Annotated in this window: 15 protein-coding genes; 10 read left to right on the top strand and 5 right to left on the bottom strand. The window is 72.8% G+C overall.

Annotation, left to right across the window (positions count from 1 at the left end; all coding sequences use genetic code 11):
* The first annotated feature begins 73 nt into the window (after nt 1–73).
* Nucleotides 74–1198 (top strand): helix-turn-helix domain-containing protein, encoded by a 1125-nt coding sequence (locus tag ACQEV1_RS28910; protein ID WP_285634507.1) that lies wholly within the window; start codon nt 74–76, stop codon nt 1196–1198.
* A 134-nt stretch (nt 1199–1332) separates the two neighbouring features.
* On the opposite strand, the gene ACQEV1_RS28905 is transcribed toward ACQEV1_RS28910, so the two are convergent.
* Complete coding sequence (locus ACQEV1_RS28905) at nt 1333–2382, bottom strand: LacI family DNA-binding transcriptional regulator (protein WP_433397504.1); 1050 nt, start codon at nt 2380–2382, stop codon at nt 1333–1335.
* A gap of 157 nt (nt 2383–2539) precedes the next feature.
* Here ACQEV1_RS28905 and ACQEV1_RS28900 point away from each other — a divergent pair, with 157 nt between their 5' ends.
* The 5 genes from ACQEV1_RS28900 (at nt 2540) to ACQEV1_RS28880 (ending at nt 7215) form a co-directional block, all read left to right on the top strand.
* Nucleotides 2540–3262 carry an MBL fold metallo-hydrolase gene (locus ACQEV1_RS28900; protein WP_433397502.1) on the top strand — a complete coding sequence of 241 codons (723 nt, stop codon included), beginning with the start codon at nt 2540–2542 and terminating at the stop codon, nt 3260–3262.
* A gap of 121 nt (nt 3263–3383) precedes the next feature.
* Entirely contained in the window at nt 3384–4226 is an 843-nt protein-coding gene (locus ACQEV1_RS28895) for a metallophosphoesterase family protein (protein WP_285634497.1), read from the top strand.
* A complete protein-coding gene (locus tag ACQEV1_RS28890; protein ID WP_433397500.1) occupies nt 4226–4915 on the top strand; it encodes a 4'-phosphopantetheinyl transferase family protein in 690 nt (229 codons plus the stop codon). The genes ACQEV1_RS28895 and ACQEV1_RS28890 overlap by 1 nt, the downstream gene beginning before the upstream one ends.
* Before the next feature lie 45 nt (nt 4916–4960).
* On the top strand, nt 4961–5659 hold the full coding sequence (locus tag ACQEV1_RS28885; RefSeq protein WP_285634491.1) for an LppX_LprAFG lipoprotein: 699 nt from the start codon (nt 4961–4963) through the stop codon (nt 5657–5659).
* Nucleotides 5656–7215: an MFS transporter gene (locus ACQEV1_RS28880; RefSeq protein ID WP_433397497.1), complete on the top strand. Its 1560-nt coding sequence runs from the start codon at nt 5656–5658 to the stop codon at nt 7213–7215. The genes ACQEV1_RS28885 and ACQEV1_RS28880 overlap by 4 nt, the downstream gene beginning before the upstream one ends.
* 7 nt (nt 7216–7222) lie before the next feature.
* Here ACQEV1_RS28880 and ACQEV1_RS28875 read toward each other — a convergent pair whose 3' ends face one another.
* The gene (locus ACQEV1_RS28875; protein ID WP_433397495.1) at nt 7223–8680 is read right to left on the bottom strand and encodes an MFS transporter; all 1458 of its coding nucleotides are present in this window, start codon (nt 8678–8680) and stop codon (nt 7223–7225) included.
* A gap of 54 nt (nt 8681–8734) precedes the next feature.
* Between ACQEV1_RS28875 and ACQEV1_RS28870 the strand changes: the two genes are divergently transcribed.
* Nucleotides 8735–8926, top strand: coding sequence for a hypothetical protein (locus ACQEV1_RS28870; protein ID WP_433397493.1), 192 nt, complete (start codon nt 8735–8737; stop codon nt 8924–8926).
* Between the two features lie 27 nt (nt 8927–8953).
* Here ACQEV1_RS28870 and ACQEV1_RS28865 read toward each other — a convergent pair whose 3' ends face one another.
* The 3 genes from ACQEV1_RS28865 to ACQEV1_RS28855 all read right to left on the bottom strand — a co-directional run bounded on the left by ACQEV1_RS28865 (nt 8954) and on the right by ACQEV1_RS28855 (nt 13223).
* The gene (locus ACQEV1_RS28865) at nt 8954–12481 is read right to left on the bottom strand and encodes an FG-GAP-like repeat-containing protein (RefSeq protein WP_433397491.1); all 3528 of its coding nucleotides are present in this window, start codon (nt 12479–12481) and stop codon (nt 8954–8956) included.
* Nucleotides 12482–12769: 288 nt separating this feature from the next.
* Entirely contained in the window at nt 12770–12988 is a 219-nt protein-coding gene (locus ACQEV1_RS28860) for a hypothetical protein (protein WP_433397489.1), read from the bottom strand.
* The gene (locus ACQEV1_RS28855) at nt 12975–13223 is read right to left on the bottom strand and encodes a DUF6400 family protein (protein ID WP_285578468.1); all 249 of its coding nucleotides are present in this window, start codon (nt 13221–13223) and stop codon (nt 12975–12977) included. The genes ACQEV1_RS28860 and ACQEV1_RS28855 overlap by 14 nt, the downstream gene beginning before the upstream one ends.
* Before the next feature lie 232 nt (nt 13224–13455).
* Between ACQEV1_RS28855 and ACQEV1_RS28850 the strand changes: the two genes are divergently transcribed.
* The 3 genes from ACQEV1_RS28850 to ACQEV1_RS28840 all read left to right on the top strand — a co-directional run bounded on the left by ACQEV1_RS28850 (nt 13456) and on the right by ACQEV1_RS28840 (nt 15648).
* Nucleotides 13456–14241: a hypothetical protein gene (locus tag ACQEV1_RS28850; protein ID WP_433397487.1), complete on the top strand. Its 786-nt coding sequence runs from the start codon at nt 13456–13458 to the stop codon at nt 14239–14241.
* A gap of 91 nt (nt 14242–14332) precedes the next feature.
* Nucleotides 14333–14938 carry a sigma-70 family RNA polymerase sigma factor gene (locus ACQEV1_RS28845; protein ID WP_433397485.1) on the top strand — a complete coding sequence of 202 codons (606 nt, stop codon included), beginning with the start codon at nt 14333–14335 and terminating at the stop codon, nt 14936–14938.
* Nucleotides 14935–15648 carry an anti-sigma factor gene (locus ACQEV1_RS28840; RefSeq protein WP_433397483.1) on the top strand — a complete coding sequence of 238 codons (714 nt, stop codon included), beginning with the start codon at nt 14935–14937 and terminating at the stop codon, nt 15646–15648. The genes ACQEV1_RS28845 and ACQEV1_RS28840 overlap by 4 nt, the downstream gene beginning before the upstream one ends.
* Nucleotides 15649–15688: the final 40 nt, after the last annotated feature.

Raw genomic sequence — 15688 nt, 5'->3', positions numbered from 1 at the left:
TGTAATGGAGAGCATGCACGAGGTAATGCGATTTCGGTAGCGCCGCAAGTTCCGGCGGTCATACGGTGACCGCATGGACGCCGACGTTCTTCCCGAAGCCCTAAAAGCGATCATGACTCGGCACGGATGGTCGCAAGTGGAGCTAGCCGCCGAACTGGGCGTGTCGCAGTCATGGGTCTCGCAGACATCGCGCGGTGTGAAAGACAGCGGCATCGCCAAGGTGCAGCGCCTTCTCGAACGCGTCGGCTGGGAAGTTCACATAACCCCCAAAACGGAGAATGATGCCGTGAAACGTAGACAATTCGTCTCGGCGGTCGGTTCGATCGCCTTCGTGCCATCCCCCAAAATCGCGCCATATCAGGACCCTGAATATGTGCGGACGCTCGCGGGCCGGCTCGCTCAAGATCGATATGAACAGGGTGGAATCCCGGTCGCCTCCACCGCGCTGCGACACCTGAAAAAAGTCGGATTTGTCATCTCCGGCAAAGATCGCAAACTCCAGTCCGCCGCGTCGGATCTGGCGTGCGAGGCCGCGCGGATCTTCTATGACGCCCGCCGATACGAGGTGGCGGAGCGCGCCGGGTCGTTCGCCTTCGAGCTCGCGCGGCGCTCCGGCGACTTCAACGGCCAGGCCGCCGCCTGCAGCGCGCTGAGCCGCATCAGCATCGACCGCGGTCAGGGCGACCGGGGGATCATGTACGCACGACAGGGTCTGGCCCTGCCCGACCTGTCCCCGTCGCAACGCGCGTGGCTGAAGCTCCGGATGGCGCGGTCACTGGCGCTGGTCGGCGGCCAGGAGCGCGCGGCCCGCCACCGCCTGGCCGAACTCGGCGACACCGAGGGGCTGTCCCCGTACGAGAAGGCCGACATGAAGGGAAACGTCGGCGTCGCGCTGGCCGGCATGCGGGCGTACCCGGACGCGCACACGGCCATCGCCGAGGCCGTCGCGCTCAGCGGACAGTGCTCCGCCCTCCTGCTGGTGGCCTACAAGGCGTGGCAGGTCGAGTCGGCACTGGCGGCGTCCGAACCGCAGATGGCCGCCGAGCACATGGCCGCCCTGGCGCGCATCGCCCCGCTGGTCTCCTCGGCCCGGGTGAACGCCCACATCACCGGCATCCTCGGCATGTCAGCGCGCTGGTCCGACGTCCCGGAGCTCCGCCAGGCGTGCGAACACCTGCGCTCAGTCCAACCGGACTGAGAGAGCGGCGGACTCCTCGCACGCGCGGCGAGGGTGGGGGCGGCCGCTGCGGCGTCCAGCGTGGACCGGCTGTCGCGGGCGGGGCTTCGCCGCTGTGCTGTGGCCGCGGCGCCGGGGCCGGATCGGACCGGGCCTCAGACCAGGCGGCGTGTGCTCTCTCGCAGGATGACCTCGCCCGAGACCGGTAGCAGCGCCGGCTCATCGTCATCCGCCGGGTTCGGTGTGAGGGCCAGACGCGCCGCCTGTTCGCCCATCTCCTCCAGCGGCAGCCGTACGGTGGTCAGTGCCGGGATCGTGTCGCGCAGCGTCGCGATGTCGTCGAATCCCGCCACCGACAGCTCCTCCGGTACGCCGACGGACCGCTCCCGCAGGGCCGCCATCGCGCCGACCGCCATCACGTCGTTCACCGCGAACACGCACGTCGCGTCGGTGCCGTGGCGGAGGAGTTCCAGCGCGGACGCGTACCCGCCGTCCCGGGTGAACGCGCCCTCCACCACGTCGCGGACCGTGCCGCCCGACGCGGCGAGACCGGTGCGGAAGCCGTCGAGCCGCTCCCGCGCGGTCACCAGGTCGTGTGGTCCGCACAGCACCGCGAAGCGGCGGTGCCCGAGCCCGGTCAGCGCACGGGCGAGGCGGTCGGCGCCCGCCTGGTTGTCCGGGCGTACGGTCGGCACGTTCAGCCCGTCCTGGCCGACGCACGCCACCCGGCCGCCCGCGGACCGGAACGCGGTCAGCTCCGCCGCGAGCCGCGACGTGGTTCCCGGATCGGTGGTGCGGCTGCCGACGAGGACGATGGCGCGGGCCCGCTGCGCGCGCAGTGTCGCGGCGTACTCGATCTCGCGTTCGGGGTCGCGGAGCGTCGTGCCGAGGACGACGATCGCGCCCTGCTCCTCGGCGACACGCGTCACGCCGGCGGCGATCGAGGAGAAGTACGGGTCGGCGATGTCGTGCACCAGGAGTCCGACGATGTCGGAGGCGCTGCGCGCCAGCGCGCGGGCGTGCGGGTTCGCCGTGTACGACAGGCGGGCCGCCGCGTCGAGGACCTTCTCCCGCAGCTGCGGGCGTACCGCGCGGGTGCTCTTGCCGAGCACGCGGGAGGCGGTCGCCGGTGACACGCCGGCGAGCCGCGCGACGTCGTCGAGCGTCGCGGGCTCCCCGCGGGTCCGCGCCGGTTCCTCGGTCATCTCAAAGATTCAACCAGGTGCGGGCCGTGAGATGGGGCCGCGTCCGACGACCGGCCCGATGAGGCCAACGCGACCACGCGGACGCCTCAGCTCACAGCGGATCCGCCGTGGGCGTAGAGCGCTCCCCATCCGGGTCGGGGCCGCCTAGCGTCGTCGCATGGACGTCGTCGCGCTCGCCCCCAGGCTGACCTTCCTCCGCTTCCCCGTCGGGCACGTCTACCTCTGGGCGGAGCCCGACGGGCTCACGCTCGTCGACTCCGGCACTCCCGGCTCGGCGCCCGCCATCGCCGACGCGATCCGCGGGCTCGGGCACCGGACCGAGGACGTGCGCCGGCTGGTCCTGACCCACTTCCACGAGGACCACGTCGGTTCCGCCGCCGCGATCACCGCCTGGGGCGAGGTGGAGGTCATCGCCCACCGCGACGACGTCCCGTTCATCCAGGGCGAGCAGGCCGGGCCCTCGCCGGACCTGCTCGACTGGGAACGGCCGATATACGAGCGGGTCCCGGCCGGCCTGCCCGCGGACCCGCCGGTGCCCGTACGGGTCGGCCGCCCGGTCGGCGACGGCGACGTCCTCGACTTCGGGGGAGGGGCGCGCGTGGTCGGCGCGGCGGGGCACACGCCCGGCAGCTTGGGGCTCTTCCTACCCGGCCCCGGCGTGCTGTTCACCGGCGACGCCGTGGCGCGCACGCCGGACGGCGAGGTGATCCTCGGCGTGTTCAACGCCGACCGGGCCGGGGCGGCGGAGTCCTTCGCCCGGCTGGCCGCGGTCGACGCGGAGATCGCCTGTTTCGGTCACGGCGAGCCCCTCACGGAGGGCGCGGCCGGCCGCCTGCGCGCGGCCGCGAGCCGCCGGCCGGCGGACACCGGTCGACCGTGAACAGGGGTTCCGCGCCGCCGACCTTCTTTCTATATTCGGCCTGAGCGCCCCCGAGCGGGCGTAGGGCGACGGGAGGAGCACGGTTGTCAGCGGCCGGATCGGGGCCCGGCAGGTACGCCCGGTGAGCCCGGGTGGGAGCCTGCTGGCCATCAGCGACCTGCACACCGCCTACGAGGCGAACCGGAAGATCATCTCTGACCTGCGGCCCGAGACCGACGAGGACTGGCTCATCGTCGCCGGCGACGTCGGGGAGATCTTCGCCGACATCGAGTGGACCCTGCGCCTGCTCAGCGAGCGCTTCGCCAAGGTGATCTGGACGCCGGGCAACCACGAGCTGTGGACGCCGAAGGCGGATCCGGTACGCCTGCGCGGCGAGCACCGCTACCGGCGGCTCGTGGAGTTCTGCCAGAGCCTGGGCGTCGTCACGCCGGAGGACCCCTACCCCGTCTGGCGGGGCCCGGGCGGGCCGGTCACGGTCGCCCCGCTGTTCGTGCTGTACGACTACAGCTTCCGCCCTCCCGGGCTGAACACCAAGAAGGCGGCGCTGGAGCGGGCGTACGAGGCCGGCGTCGTGTGCACCGACGAGTTCCAGCTGCACCCGGACCCGCACCCGAGCCGTGACGCCTGGTGCCACGTGCGGATCGAGGAGACCGAGCGCCTGCTCGCCGCGCGCGACACGTCGCTCCCGACCGTTCTCGTGAACCACTTCCCGCTGGTCCGCGACCCCACGCTGGTGCTGCGCCACCCGGAGTTCGCTCTCTGGTGCGGCACGGAGCGCACCGCAGACTGGCACCGGCGCTACAACGCCGTCGCGGCCGTCTACGGTCACCTGCACATTCCCCGGACCACCTGGTACGACGGGGTCCGCTTCGAGGAGGTCTCCCTGGGCTATCCGCGCGAGTGGGAGCCGCGCGGCGGCACCCCCGGCCGGTTCCGCCGGATCCTGCCGGCCGGGTCGGCCTGATGATCGAACGGATCCTGCCGCCGCAGGTCGCCTCGGCGGACGCGTTCGACGACCGGGAGGCCGTCGTCCTCTTCCCCGACGAGGAGGCGGCGGTGGCGCGCGCGGTGGACAAGCGCCGCCGGGAGTTCACCACGGCCCGCGGGTGCGCGCGCCGCGCGCTGGCCGCTCTCGGCCTGCCGCCCGCGCCGATCGTGCCGGGCGAGCGCGGCGCCCCCGGCTGGCCCGCCGGCGTCGTCGGCAGCATGACCCACTGCGACGGCTACCGGGCGTCCGCCGTCGCGTGGGAGAAGGAGGTCCGTACGGTCGGGCTGGACGCCGAGCCCAACGGCCCGCTGCCGGACGGCGTGCTGGAGGCCGCCACCGGTCCCGCCGAGCGCGCCTGGATCGAGCGGCGAGACGGAGACGGCTCGGGAGTCTGCTGGGACCGGCTGCTGTTCAGCGCCAAGGAGTCGGTCTACAAGGCGTGGTTCCCGCTGACCCGTCGCTGGCTGGGCTTCGAGGAGGCGGTCGTCACGCCCGACCCGGACGCCGGCACGTTCACCGCGCGCCTGTGCGTCCCCGGACCGGTCGTCGACGGCCGTGCGCTCACCGGCTTCACGGGCCGCTGGATCGTGGACCGCGGGCTGGTCGTGACCGCCATCGCCGTCCCGGCGGTCGTCCCGGAACGACCGGCCGCGGGCGCACGCTGAGGCGATCTTCGCGATCCACGCCGGACGCCACGCTATGTTCTGCGTATGCCGTCTTCCCGGGCGAGACTCACCGGCCTGCTCACCGTCGTGCTCGCGATCGTCCTCACCGCCGGCTGCTCGGGCGGGGGCGGCAAGGGCGACGGACCACCGGGCGGGCAGCTGCTGCAGCAGGCGGCGAACGTCCTGCGCGGAGTCACCAGTCTCAGCTTCACCCTGCGGACGAGCGGCGATCCGGACATCACCGTCAAGAGCGTCGACGCGAAGCTGCTGAAGAACGGCAACTCCCAGGGGTCGGTGCAGGTGACCGAGCTGGGCATGCCGATCCAGCTCGACTTCGTCGTGATCGGCAAGACCGCGCACTTCAAGGGGCTGACCGGCGGATGGCAGCAGGAGCCGCTGTCCAAGGTGGCCGGGATCTATGATCCGTCCGCCATCCTCGACCCCGACCGCGGGCTGGTCCAGCTGCTGCTCACCGCCAAGAACGCCGAGACGAAGGGCAAGGAGAAGGAGGCGGGCCAGGAGTGTTACCGCGTCCACGCGACGCTGGCCCGCGCCGCGCTGAGCCGGCTCGTGCCCGGCATGAGCGCCGACGCGCCCGCCGACATCTGGGTCTCCGCCGCCGACAAGCACGTGCTCAAGTCCGAGGTGGAGGTCCCGTCGAAGAACGGCGGCAAGCCGGGCAAGGTGACGATCACGTTCGCCGACTTCGGCAAGCCGTTCCCGATCGCGGCTCCGGCCAAGTGAACGCCGAGGGGCCCGGCGCGCGCCGCGTCGCGATCGGCGTGGGCGGCGTCGTCGTGCTCCTCGCCGCCATCGACGCGTACGTGGTGGTCACCGTTCTGGTCACCATGGTCGGCGACCTCGGTGTGCCGGTGAACCACATCGAGCGCGCGAGCCTGGTCGTCACGGCGTTCCTGCTCGGCTACGTCGCCGGGATGCCGCTGCTCGGCCTGCTCTCGGACCGGTTCGGCCGCCGGGTGATGCTCCAGGCATGCCTGGCCGGGTTCGCGGCCGGGTCGGCGGTCACCGCGCTGGCCGGTTCGATGCCGACGCTGATCGCGGGGCGGGCGCTGCAGGGGCTCGCCGGGGGCGCGCTGCTGCCGATCACGATGGCCCTCGCGGGCGACCTGTGGGACGAGGAACGCCGTCCGGCCGTGCTCGGCGGGGTCGGCGCGGCGCAGGAGATGGGCAGCGTGCTCGGCCCGCTGTACGGCGCGGCCGTGGCCGCGGTGGCCGGCTGGCGCGGCATCTTCTGGATCAACATCCCGGTGGCGCTGCTCGCCATGGCGGCCGTGCAGTGGACGGTGCCCGGCGGCCGTCCCGCCGCCCGCACCCGCATCGACGTCGTCGGCGGCGGGCTGCTCGCGGCCGGGCTCGGCCTCCTCGTCGCCGGCCTGTACAACCCCGACCCGAACCACACCGCGCTGCCGTCCTGGGGCGTCCCGTGCCTCGTGGCCGGCCTGGTGGTGCTGGCGGCGTTCGTCGCCTGGGAGGCACGGGCCCGTACGCGCCTGCTCGACCTGCGCGGCGCCCGGCGCGGCGGGCTGTTCGCCGCGTTCGGCGTCAGCCTGCTGTCCGGCGCCGCGCTGATGACCACGCTGGTCGACGTGCAGCTCGTCGCCCAGACGCTCTTCGGGCGGAACGCCACCGGCGGCGCGTACCTGCTGGCCCGCTTCCTCGTGCCGCTGGCCGTCGCCGCGGTCGCCGGCGGCCTGCTGGCACGCCGCCTCGGCGAGCGCTGGCTGATCTTCGCGGGCATGTTGGTCGCCGCGGCCGGGTACGCGCGGATCGCCGCCTGGCCGCTGCGCGCCCAGGGCCTGCGGTACGACCTCGCCCTGTTCACCGTCCCGCGCGTGGACGCCGACCTGGTGATCGCCGGATTGGGGCTCGGGCTGGTGATCGCGCCGCTGTCGTCGGTGGCACTGCGGTCGGTCCCCGCCGCGCAGCACGGCATCGCGTCGGCCGCCGTCGTGGTGGCCCGCATGATGGGCATGCTGATCGGCGTGGCGGCGCTGGGCGCGTGGGGGTTCCACCGGTTCCAGACGCTGACCGCGCACCTGACGACGCCGCTGCCGATCGGGATGAGCCGTACGGAGTTCGCGCACCGCCTCGCGGCCTACCTGGCCGCGGTCAAGGCGGCCCTGCACACGGAGTACGCCGACATCTTCTGGGCCACCGCCGCCCTGTGCCTGGCCGCCGCCCTGCTCGCGCTCGCCATCGGCCGCCGCCCGGCCCCCGGCGGGAGACCGGTGGCGCCGGTCGAGGAGGACGCCCTCACCGGCCCGGCGGGGACGGCGTGACGCCGGGTCACCGTCGCGCGAGTCCTGCGGCGACCTGGGCCGCGTCGTCGTCGGCGGAGAACCGCTCGGCGGCCCGCGCCGCGGTGGCGCGCGCCCACCGTCCGGTCGTGGCGATGCCCAGCACGAGCACGACGAGGCCGTACGCCGTGACCAGCCACCAGCCGGCGTGACTCGCCGAGGCGAAGCCCGACCGGAACGATCCGTGGATCCCGGAACTCACCAGCGAACCGGCGAGGGCGACGCCGAGAGACTGCCCGACCTGGCGGCTCGTGGAGGCGGTCGCGGCGGCGACGCCCGCCTGGTCACGGGGCATGCCGGACATCGCCGTGTTCGTGATCGGGGCGTTGACCATCGCCATGCCGACACCGAACACGAAGTACGCGGTGATCAGCAGGCCGGTGGGCGTACGGGTGGTCAGGCCGGTGAGCAGCAGGCCGCCGGCGACCAGGCCGACGCCCGCGATGACCAGTGAGGGACGCGGACCCCGGGCGCCGACGAGCCGGCCGGACATCGGGGCCAGCACCATCGTCATCGCCGCGATGGGCAGGACGTACAGGCCGGCGAAGAACGGGGACAGGCCGCGCACGTCCTGCAGGTACAGGGTGTTGAGGAAGAGGAAACCACCCAGCCCCGCGAACGCGCTGACCGCGATCACCGTCGCGCCGGAGAACGGCGCGCTGCGGAAGAACCGCAGCTCGATCAGCGGATCGGCGCGGCGGGGCTCGTACGCGAGCAGCGCGGCCAGCGCGGCCGCGGACAGCCCGAAGCAGCCGAGGATCTTCCCCGAGGTCCAGCCGGCGCCCGGCCCCTCGATGATCCCGTAGGTCAGCGACGCGAGCATGACGATGACGAGCAGCTGTCCGATCGGGTCGGGCCGGCGCGCCCGGGGCGCCTTGGACTCGGGCACGAAGAGAGCGGTCAGCACGAGAGCGGCCAGCCCGACCGGCACGTTGATCCAGAAGATCGAACGCCAGCCGATCGAGTCGATGAGAGCACCGCCGACGATCGGACCCAGCGCCATGCTGACGCCGCTCACGCCACCCCAGACGCCGATGGCACGGGCGCGTTCGCGCGGCTCGGTGAACGTGTTGGTGATGATCGACATGGCGATCGGGTTGAGCATGGACCCGCCGATGGCCTGCAGCACCCGGAAGGCCACGAGCCAGCCCAGGCTCGGGGCCGTACCGCAGAGCGCCGAGCCCAGGACGAACACGACGAGGCCGGTCTGGAAGGTGCGCCTGCGGCCGATCCGGTCGCCGGTGGAACCGGCCAGCATGAGGAGACTCGCCAGCACCAGCGTGTAGGCGTCGATCGTCCACTGCAGGCCGTTGACGGGCGCGTGGAGATCGTGCTGGAGCGAGGGCAGGGCGACGTTGACGATCGTGTTGTCGAGGCCGACGATGAACAGGCTCAGACAGCAGATCGCCAGGACGAGCGTTCGCCGGCGGTGGGCGAGTTCCGGCACCGACCCTCCTGTTAGTTACCGTACCTAACTATTTCAGCATAACCGCTGGCAGGAATGGCGAGACGAGGGGAGGCACGCGCCCCGCGGACAGCCGTCGTCCGGGAGACAAGGTCACCGCGTGAGGACCCGTTCGTCGTGGCCGGCGTCGCCGACTACACGATCACGACGATCGACCTGAGCCGCGTGCACCCGGCCCTGGCGGCCGTCCTCGGCGTCGACCCCGCCCGGGTGCGTGCCTCCGGCTGACGCGCGGACCCACCGGGCGAGCGTCCGTCAGGGGCTCGTTGCGGGGCTCAGGTTGCCCGCGTCGTCCACGGCCTGGATGGTGATCTTCTGTGCGCCGGCCGGGACGGTCACGGTCTGCGTGCCGCCCGCGTCCACCGTCGCCGCGACCGTCGTCGTGGTCCCGTCGGCGGTGACGCGGTAGGACGTCGCGCGGCCCGCGTATCCGTCGTCGCCCGGCGCGGTGAAGGTGACCGTCGCGCCGCTGCGCCGCAGGTCCTTCGGCAGGCCCGGCGGGCGGCTGTCGGTGCCGTACCGGCCGGTGCGCCACTCGTCGTGGTGGTAGGCCCACGACTCGGCGTCCGGCTTCCCGTCGGTCTGCCAGGCGAACAGGTAGCCCTCACGGGTCGTGGTGACCAGGTCCGTCCTCCCGTCCCCGTCCAGGTCGCCCGCCGCCGGCGAGAACAGGGTCCAGCCGCCGGTGAACTTGGGGAAGCCCGCGGCCTGTCCGGAGGAGGTGAAGGCGTGCACGGTCGAGGTGTCGCCGCCGTCGACGACCTCGGCCTTCCCGTCGCCGGTGACGTCGGTGATCAGCGGCGCGCCCAGGAAGTCCAGGCCCGCACGCTCGTGCGGGAAGCCGGCGACCGGCAGCCCGGTGACCGCGTCGTAGCCGCGCTCGAAGTTGCCGATCGGACTGCCGCTGCCCGGGTACAGCAGTGCCGCGATCAGCGATACCGCGCCCGATCCCGACTCGGCGTACCCCAGCCGCCCGGCGGTGCCGAAGCGCCCGAACGTACCGGTCGTGGTGAACGACGCGGGCACGTCGGCGGGCAGCTTGCCGCCCAGCAGCGCGCGGATCACGCTCTCGTCGCCGTTGAGCAGGCCGAGCGCCGGGTTGTTCAGCGGGCCGTACGCGTTCCGCACCTTGCCGTCCCCGCCGACGAGGAAGGTGGCGGCGAACGACGGGCCGGTCGCCACCTCGTCCTTGCCGTCGCCGTCGACGTCGGCCACGGCGGGGCTGCCCGCCGCCTCGGTGATGAACTCCTGTGCGCTGCCGTAGTAGGTGATGATCGACGGGAGCCGCACCGGCCAGCCGCCGACCGTCGAGCCGTCGGCGTGGTAGGCGTACACGTAGTTCGCGCCGAGCGGCTGGATGCCCGCGCCGGGGCTCTCGGAGTGCTGCGAGCGCACCACGATCTCCGGCTTGTGATCGCCGTCGAGGTCGGCCACGGCCGGAGTGGCGTCGAGCTTCGCGTCGTCGATGGCGATGCCGGAGGAGGGCTTCGGCGGGTCGGCGACCTTCACCGGCCAGCCGGGCACCGCGCCGCCGTCCGCGTGCCAGGCGTGGACGTGCCCGTCCCAGCCCGCCTGCACGACCTCCAGGCCGGGCGTGCCGTCCAGGTCGACGAGCACGGGCGAGGCCGTCGCGCCCTGGTGCGGCAGCCGGCTGTACGGCAGCGAGGGCCGCGGGATCGCCGGCTTGCTCACGCCCGTGTCGAGCGTCTTCGGCCAGCCGGGCAGCGCCTTTCCGGACGAGTCGAAGGCATAGGTACGGCCCGTGGTGCTGGTCGCCACGACCTCCTGCCGTCCGTCGTGGAACAGGTCGCCGACCGCGACCGGCGCGACGATCGGCTCGTGGCCGGGGTCGAAGCCGGGGACCCGGACGGGGATCGCGTTCGTGGTGGTGGGCCAGCCGGGCAGCTCCCTGCCGCTCACGCCGTCGATCGCGTGCACCCGGCCGTCGGCGTCGCCGAACACGATCGCCTGGTGGCCGGTGCCCTGAAGGTCGGCCAGCGCCGGCTGGCTCTCCCCGCCGATGCCGAACTTCTGCGGGAAGCCCGCCCGCAGGGTCGCGTCGTGGTGGACCGCGATCGTGCGCCGCTCCTCGCCCATCCGGCCCTGGTCGTCCCAGACGCGCAGGCGGAGGGTGACCGTGTACTGCTCGGTGGCGGACAGCGCCTTGTCGTCGGACATCGTGTAGGCCTTCGTCCAGAACGACCGGGGCAGCCCGGAGAGGTCCAGCGTGCCGACCCTGCCGTCGTAGACGCCGCTGCCGTCGCCCGAACCGGCCTTGGCGAAGTCGCCTTCGGCCGGGTCGAGGCCGGGGGCGAACCGCAGTTCGTACCGGAAGCTCGACGCCCGCCGTGCTTCCACGTGCCCGGTGACCGGCACGGACGCCGTCGTCTCCGGGTCGTAGAGGGAGTACCAGTCCGGGCTCTCGATCGAGGCGACCGGCGGGATGTCGCCCTTCGCCACCGCGGCCATGGCGGCGTGGACGTTCGGCCGGCCGTACCCGTACTGGCTGTCCCAGCCGGGGCGGCCCGGCCAGCCGAGGCTCGTGTCGGCGACGTCGCTCGCGGTCGCCCGCATCACCTGCACGGCCTCGCCGTTGCTCAGCGGCCAGGCGATCTTCTTCTCCTGCGCCGCCTGCGCCCCGTACGACAGCAGTAGACCGAACAGCCCGCCGGTCGTCGGCGTCGACTCCGACGTCGAGCCGCCCATGGTGGCCACCGAGAACATCGCGTGCGCGCCGAAGGAGGTCAGGTTCGAGCGTTCGCGGTACGTCGTGGTCAGCGTGTTGGCGAGCGCACCGGAGACGCCGTCGGTGTTGGGCACCAGCCCGTTGCCGGGGATGACGTGGGGCCAGAACATGCCGCCCTGGTGGTCGGCCGAGTCGAAGTCGTTGCTGGACTCGACCATGACCACGCCGTCGTTCCAGAGCTTGTCCACGGCGCGGCGCATGGCGGAGGAGTACCCGAGGTCCGCGGTGGTGCTCACGATGACCTTGGCGCCCGCGCGCCCGGCGTACAGCCACGCGGCGGTGAGGTCGTCGGTGCGGTCGAGCGCCTCCTGGCCGGCCCGGATCGGCATGAGCCGGCACTTCGGGCAGATCCCCGCGCCGAGCGTTCCGTTGTCGGTCTGCGCGCCGGCCTTCCTGAGCTGGTCGTTGGCGTGGCCGTACGTACCGTCGGAGGTGGCCGGGTCGTTCTGGTCGTCGTAGAAGTCCCAGCCGGAGATGTCGTCGGTGAAGCCGTTGCCGTCGTCGTCCTTGCCGTCGGAGAACGCGACGATCAGGTCCTCGGGGTCGATGACACCGTTTCCGTTGGCGTCGTGGACCCGGGTGTCGTCCTTGTAGTCGGCGGCGGTGACCGCGCCGTCGCCGTCGCGGTCGTAGGACGACGAGCCCTGTGGCTTGGGCAGCTCACCGGTGTTGAGGTAGACCTTGTTCGCCAGGTCGGCGACGTCCGAGCCGTGCCAGTTGACGCCGGCCTCGACGTAGGCGATCACCGTGTCGGGCGACCCGGTGGTGTAGTCCCGCCAGGCCGTGTCGACCGACATGCCGGACGCGCCCTCGGGGTCCTTCGCGCCCGGCGTGCAGCGGGGGATGAAGGAGTACAGGTTGTGCTGCTCGGCGCCCGGTGCCCCTTTCGTGAGGCAGGTGAGGACGCTGCCCTGCTCGGCGGGCGCGTAGTCGGGATCGTTCGGCGGCCCGGCCGGGAAGGCGGCGGCGCCGCCCGGTCCCGCGGAGAGCGTCACCACGAGGACGACGGCGAACACGACGGCCAGGACACGCCTCATCCGACCCACCTCAATCGCGTCTGATCGCGCTGATCACAGTGAGGCAATCGGGGAGTGGCGAATACCCCTTTGACCGCATCAGGACATGAGTAATTCTCGTGTTCGCCGGAACGGGCGCCGTCAGATGTCTCTCCCCTCCACGCCCCCGCGCCCACGGCGGGCGACACCCGCAACGCGGTGAACGCCATCGACGCGGTCGCCGTCGAGCGAGACGGAGCGGCCGTCGACGCGATCGGGCATGCGGCTCACCCTCCGGCGGGCCATCGCGCCGCGCAACCGGTTTCCGCGCTACGCGGCGCCGCCGACGGGCGTCTCGTGCTCCCACAGATGGGTGCAGGACGGGCACTGCAGGTGAAGGACGCGGCCTCGGGCGGCGAGCAGGTAGCGCCAGTGCACCGTACAGGTGCGGCCGGCGCCGCAGTCGTCGCAGCCCTCGTGGTCACGGCATCGCGGGCAGGGGATCCAGGCGCGGCGGCCGATGTCGGCGCCGGGGTCAATCGGCAGCACGGCCCGGCTCCCGTCGCGGCAGCACTCCGGCCGACACCAGCCGGTCGTAGATCTCCTGCTGTTCCGCGTCCAGGCCGGAGTAGAGCAGGTCGTGCGCCGCCTCCTCGTCGCGAAGCGCGGCGGCCGGGTCCCAGTGCGGGCCGAGCGCCGCGACGACCTCGGCGCGGCGGCGGGCCTCCTCGCGTTCGAGATCGACCTCGAAGACGACATGGTTCTGGCGGGGGTCCTGATGCATTTCGACTTCCCGGGGGAGGATGACCGCGTGTCCGGCGTGGACACGGTGATCACGGAGGGTGAGATCGGGGTTGGGGTGCGATGGCTCGTAAATCATGTTATCGCTGATCAGTGGCGTATCGCCAAGAGGTGCGTCACCGTGCGTGACGGGCGTCCGACGACCGCGCGCCCACGCGGCGAGCGCGACCGTGACGCCGGGCAATCCGGGCGGCGCGGTGCTCCGAATGGCTCATATGACGTTCCGTACCGAGGACTACACGAGATCGGCCGCGCCGGTGCCGCTCGACGACCTGGACTTCGCCGCGTTCGGCGCCCGGCCGCTCAGCCCCGCCGGGCTGCGATGCCTGCGCTACATGACCGACGTGGAGAACCACACCGTCTGTTACCTGCGCGACCTGCTCGTCACGCCATCGCACGCCGATCCCGAGATCACCGCGTTCCTCACCATGTGGAACTACGAGGAGTACTGGCACGGCGAGGCGCTCGCGGCCGTACTCGCCGCCCATGGCGTCACCGGCGGCGACGACCACATCCGCGCGGTCCGCCGCGCCCTGGGATGGCGGGACCGCGTCGCGCCGATCCGACAGGCGCTGCTGGCGCAGACGATCGGCGAGGACTTCATCGCGGTCCACATGACCTGGGGCGCGATCAACGAGTGGTCCACTCACGCCGGGTACGCCCGGCTCGTCGAGCGGGAGCGTCATCCCGTGCTGACCGAACTTCTCCGGCGCATCATGCGCCAGGAGACCCGGCACGTCGCGTTCTACGTGAGCCAGGCACGGGCCCGGCTGGAGAGGTCGCGGCGCGCGCAGCGCCTGACGCGGTTCGCCCTGCGCAGGTTCTGGCAGCCGGTGGGATCCACCGTCATGCCGCGGGCCGAGACCCGGCACCTGCTCACGTACCTGCTCGCCGGACCGGAGGGCGAACGCGCGGCGGCCGGCATCGACGCCCGCGTCGATCGGCTGCCGGGACTGGCCGGCCTCGACCTCGTGCGCCGGGCCACCGCCGAGGCGGCGTGAGCATGCGACGCGGGAGGCCGGCACGGCATGATCGGCCCGGTACGGGCCAGGCGGCCCATCGCGGTCACGGCGACGAATCGGGTGTGCGGAGATGAACGATCGGCGGGCGGCGCGGCCGTGGAAGGGCGGATCCGCCCCCGGTACGGGAGGTGCGGCCGGCCTCGCCGATCTGCTGACGGCCGTCGCCCGCGGCGACCGGGAGGCGTTCGAGCGCGTGTACGACGAGGTGTCCGGCCCCGTGTACGGCCTCGCGCTGCGGATCGTGCGCGATCCGGCGCAGTCGGAGGAGGTCGCCCAGGAGGTCCTCGTCGACGTCTGGCGGACCGCCTCCCGGTACGACCCCGGGAGGGGCGGCGCGATGGCGTGGATCATGACGCTCGCCCACCGCCGCGCGGTCGACCGGGTCCGCTCCGCCCAAGCGTCGGCCGAGCGCGAGGAACGGGCCGGGCGCGCCTCGGCCGGGCCCGCGTACGACGTCGTGGCCGAGAACGTCCAGGCCCGGCTGGAGCGTGAGCAGGTACGGCGTTGCCTGTCCACGCTCACCGAGACCCAGCGCGAGTCGGTCACCCTCGCCTACTACGCCGGGTACACCTACCGTGAGGTCGCCGCGCTCCTGAAGGTGCCGCTCGGCACGATCAAGACGCGCATGCGGGACGGGCTCATCCGCCTGCGCGACTGCCTGGGGGTGAATCCATGAGTGAGAACCTGCACACCCTCGCCGCCGCGTACGCTCTCGACGGCCTCACCGACGTCGAACGCCGCCGCTTCGAGACGCACCTCATCGACTGCGACGGCTGCGCCGAGGAGGTGCGTGGAATGCGGGAGACCGCGGCCCGGCTCGGCGCCGCGGCCGCGCAGGAGCCTCCGGAGGGGTTGCGCGACCGGGTGCTGGCCCAGGCCGCGCGCACCCGCCAGGCGCCGCCGCGCGTCCACCGTCCGTCCTCCGTCCGCGCGCGCCGGCTCGGCTGGCTGCTGTCGGCGGCCTGTCTCGCGCTGGCCGTCGTCCTGGGCGTCGCCGCGGTGCGCGAACAGCGCACGCGTGAACGCGTCGACACGCTGAACCGCGAGATCGCGGCGGTGGTGTCCGCGCCCGACGCGCGTACGGTCACCGGCCCGGTCAGGTCCGGCGGCACCGGCACCGTCGTCGCGTCCCGTTCGCTCGGCAAGGCGGTCATCGTCATGTCCGGGTTGCGCTCGCTGCCCCCGGCCAGGACGTACGAGCTGTGGCTCATGGGGTCCCGGCCGCCGCGTCCGGCGGGAACCATGCGCCCGCCCACCACGGGCGCCGCCGGCCCGGTGCTGGCGACCGGCCTCGGCGATGTGACCCAGATCGGCCTCACCGTCGAACCGGCCTCGGGATCGCCTCGGCCGACCACGGCACCGATCTTCGCCGTCGCGCTCTCGTAGCGAGGTCGCTTTCCACGATCGTGACCCGAGGCTCGTCGCG

The organism is Actinoallomurus sp. CA-142502, from assembly GCF_050936355.1.
In the GTDB taxonomy this organism is placed as follows: domain Bacteria; phylum Actinomycetota; class Actinomycetes; order Streptosporangiales; family Streptosporangiaceae; genus Actinoallomurus; species Actinoallomurus iriomotensis.
This window is presented reverse-complemented; position numbering and strand designations above follow the sequence as displayed.

Bases quoted from the DNA above. Each gene is read 5' to 3' on its own strand.
- ACQEV1_RS28905 (WP_433397504.1), bottom strand. From the start codon at position 2,382: ATGACCGAGGAACCGGCGCGGACCCGCGGGGAGCCCGCGACGCTCGAC.
- ACQEV1_RS28845 (WP_433397485.1), top strand. From the start codon at position 14,333: ATGAACGATCGGCGGGCGGCGCGGCCGTGGAAGGGCGGATCCGCCCCC.
- ACQEV1_RS28900 (WP_433397502.1), top strand. From the start codon at position 2,540: ATGGACGTCGTCGCGCTCGCCCCCAGGCTGACCTTCCTCCGCTTCCCC.
- ACQEV1_RS28850 (WP_433397487.1), top strand. From the start codon at position 13,456: ATGACGTTCCGTACCGAGGACTACACGAGATCGGCCGCGCCGGTGCCG.
- ACQEV1_RS28910 (WP_285634507.1), top strand. From the start codon at position 74: ATGGACGCCGACGTTCTTCCCGAAGCCCTAAAAGCGATCATGACTCGG.
- ACQEV1_RS28840 (WP_433397483.1), top strand. From the start codon at position 14,935: ATGAGTGAGAACCTGCACACCCTCGCCGCCGCGTACGCTCTCGACGGC.
- ACQEV1_RS28870 (WP_433397493.1), top strand. From the start codon at position 8,735: ATGGCGAGACGAGGGGAGGCACGCGCCCCGCGGACAGCCGTCGTCCGG.
- ACQEV1_RS28855 (WP_285578468.1), bottom strand. From the start codon at position 13,223: ATGCATCAGGACCCCCGCCAGAACCATGTCGTCTTCGAGGTCGATCTC.
- ACQEV1_RS28885 (WP_285634491.1), top strand. From the start codon at position 4,961: ATGCCGTCTTCCCGGGCGAGACTCACCGGCCTGCTCACCGTCGTGCTC.
- ACQEV1_RS28890 (WP_433397500.1), top strand. From the start codon at position 4,226: ATGATCGAACGGATCCTGCCGCCGCAGGTCGCCTCGGCGGACGCGTTC.
- ACQEV1_RS28865 (WP_433397491.1), bottom strand. From the start codon at position 12,481: ATGAGGCGTGTCCTGGCCGTCGTGTTCGCCGTCGTCCTCGTGGTGACG.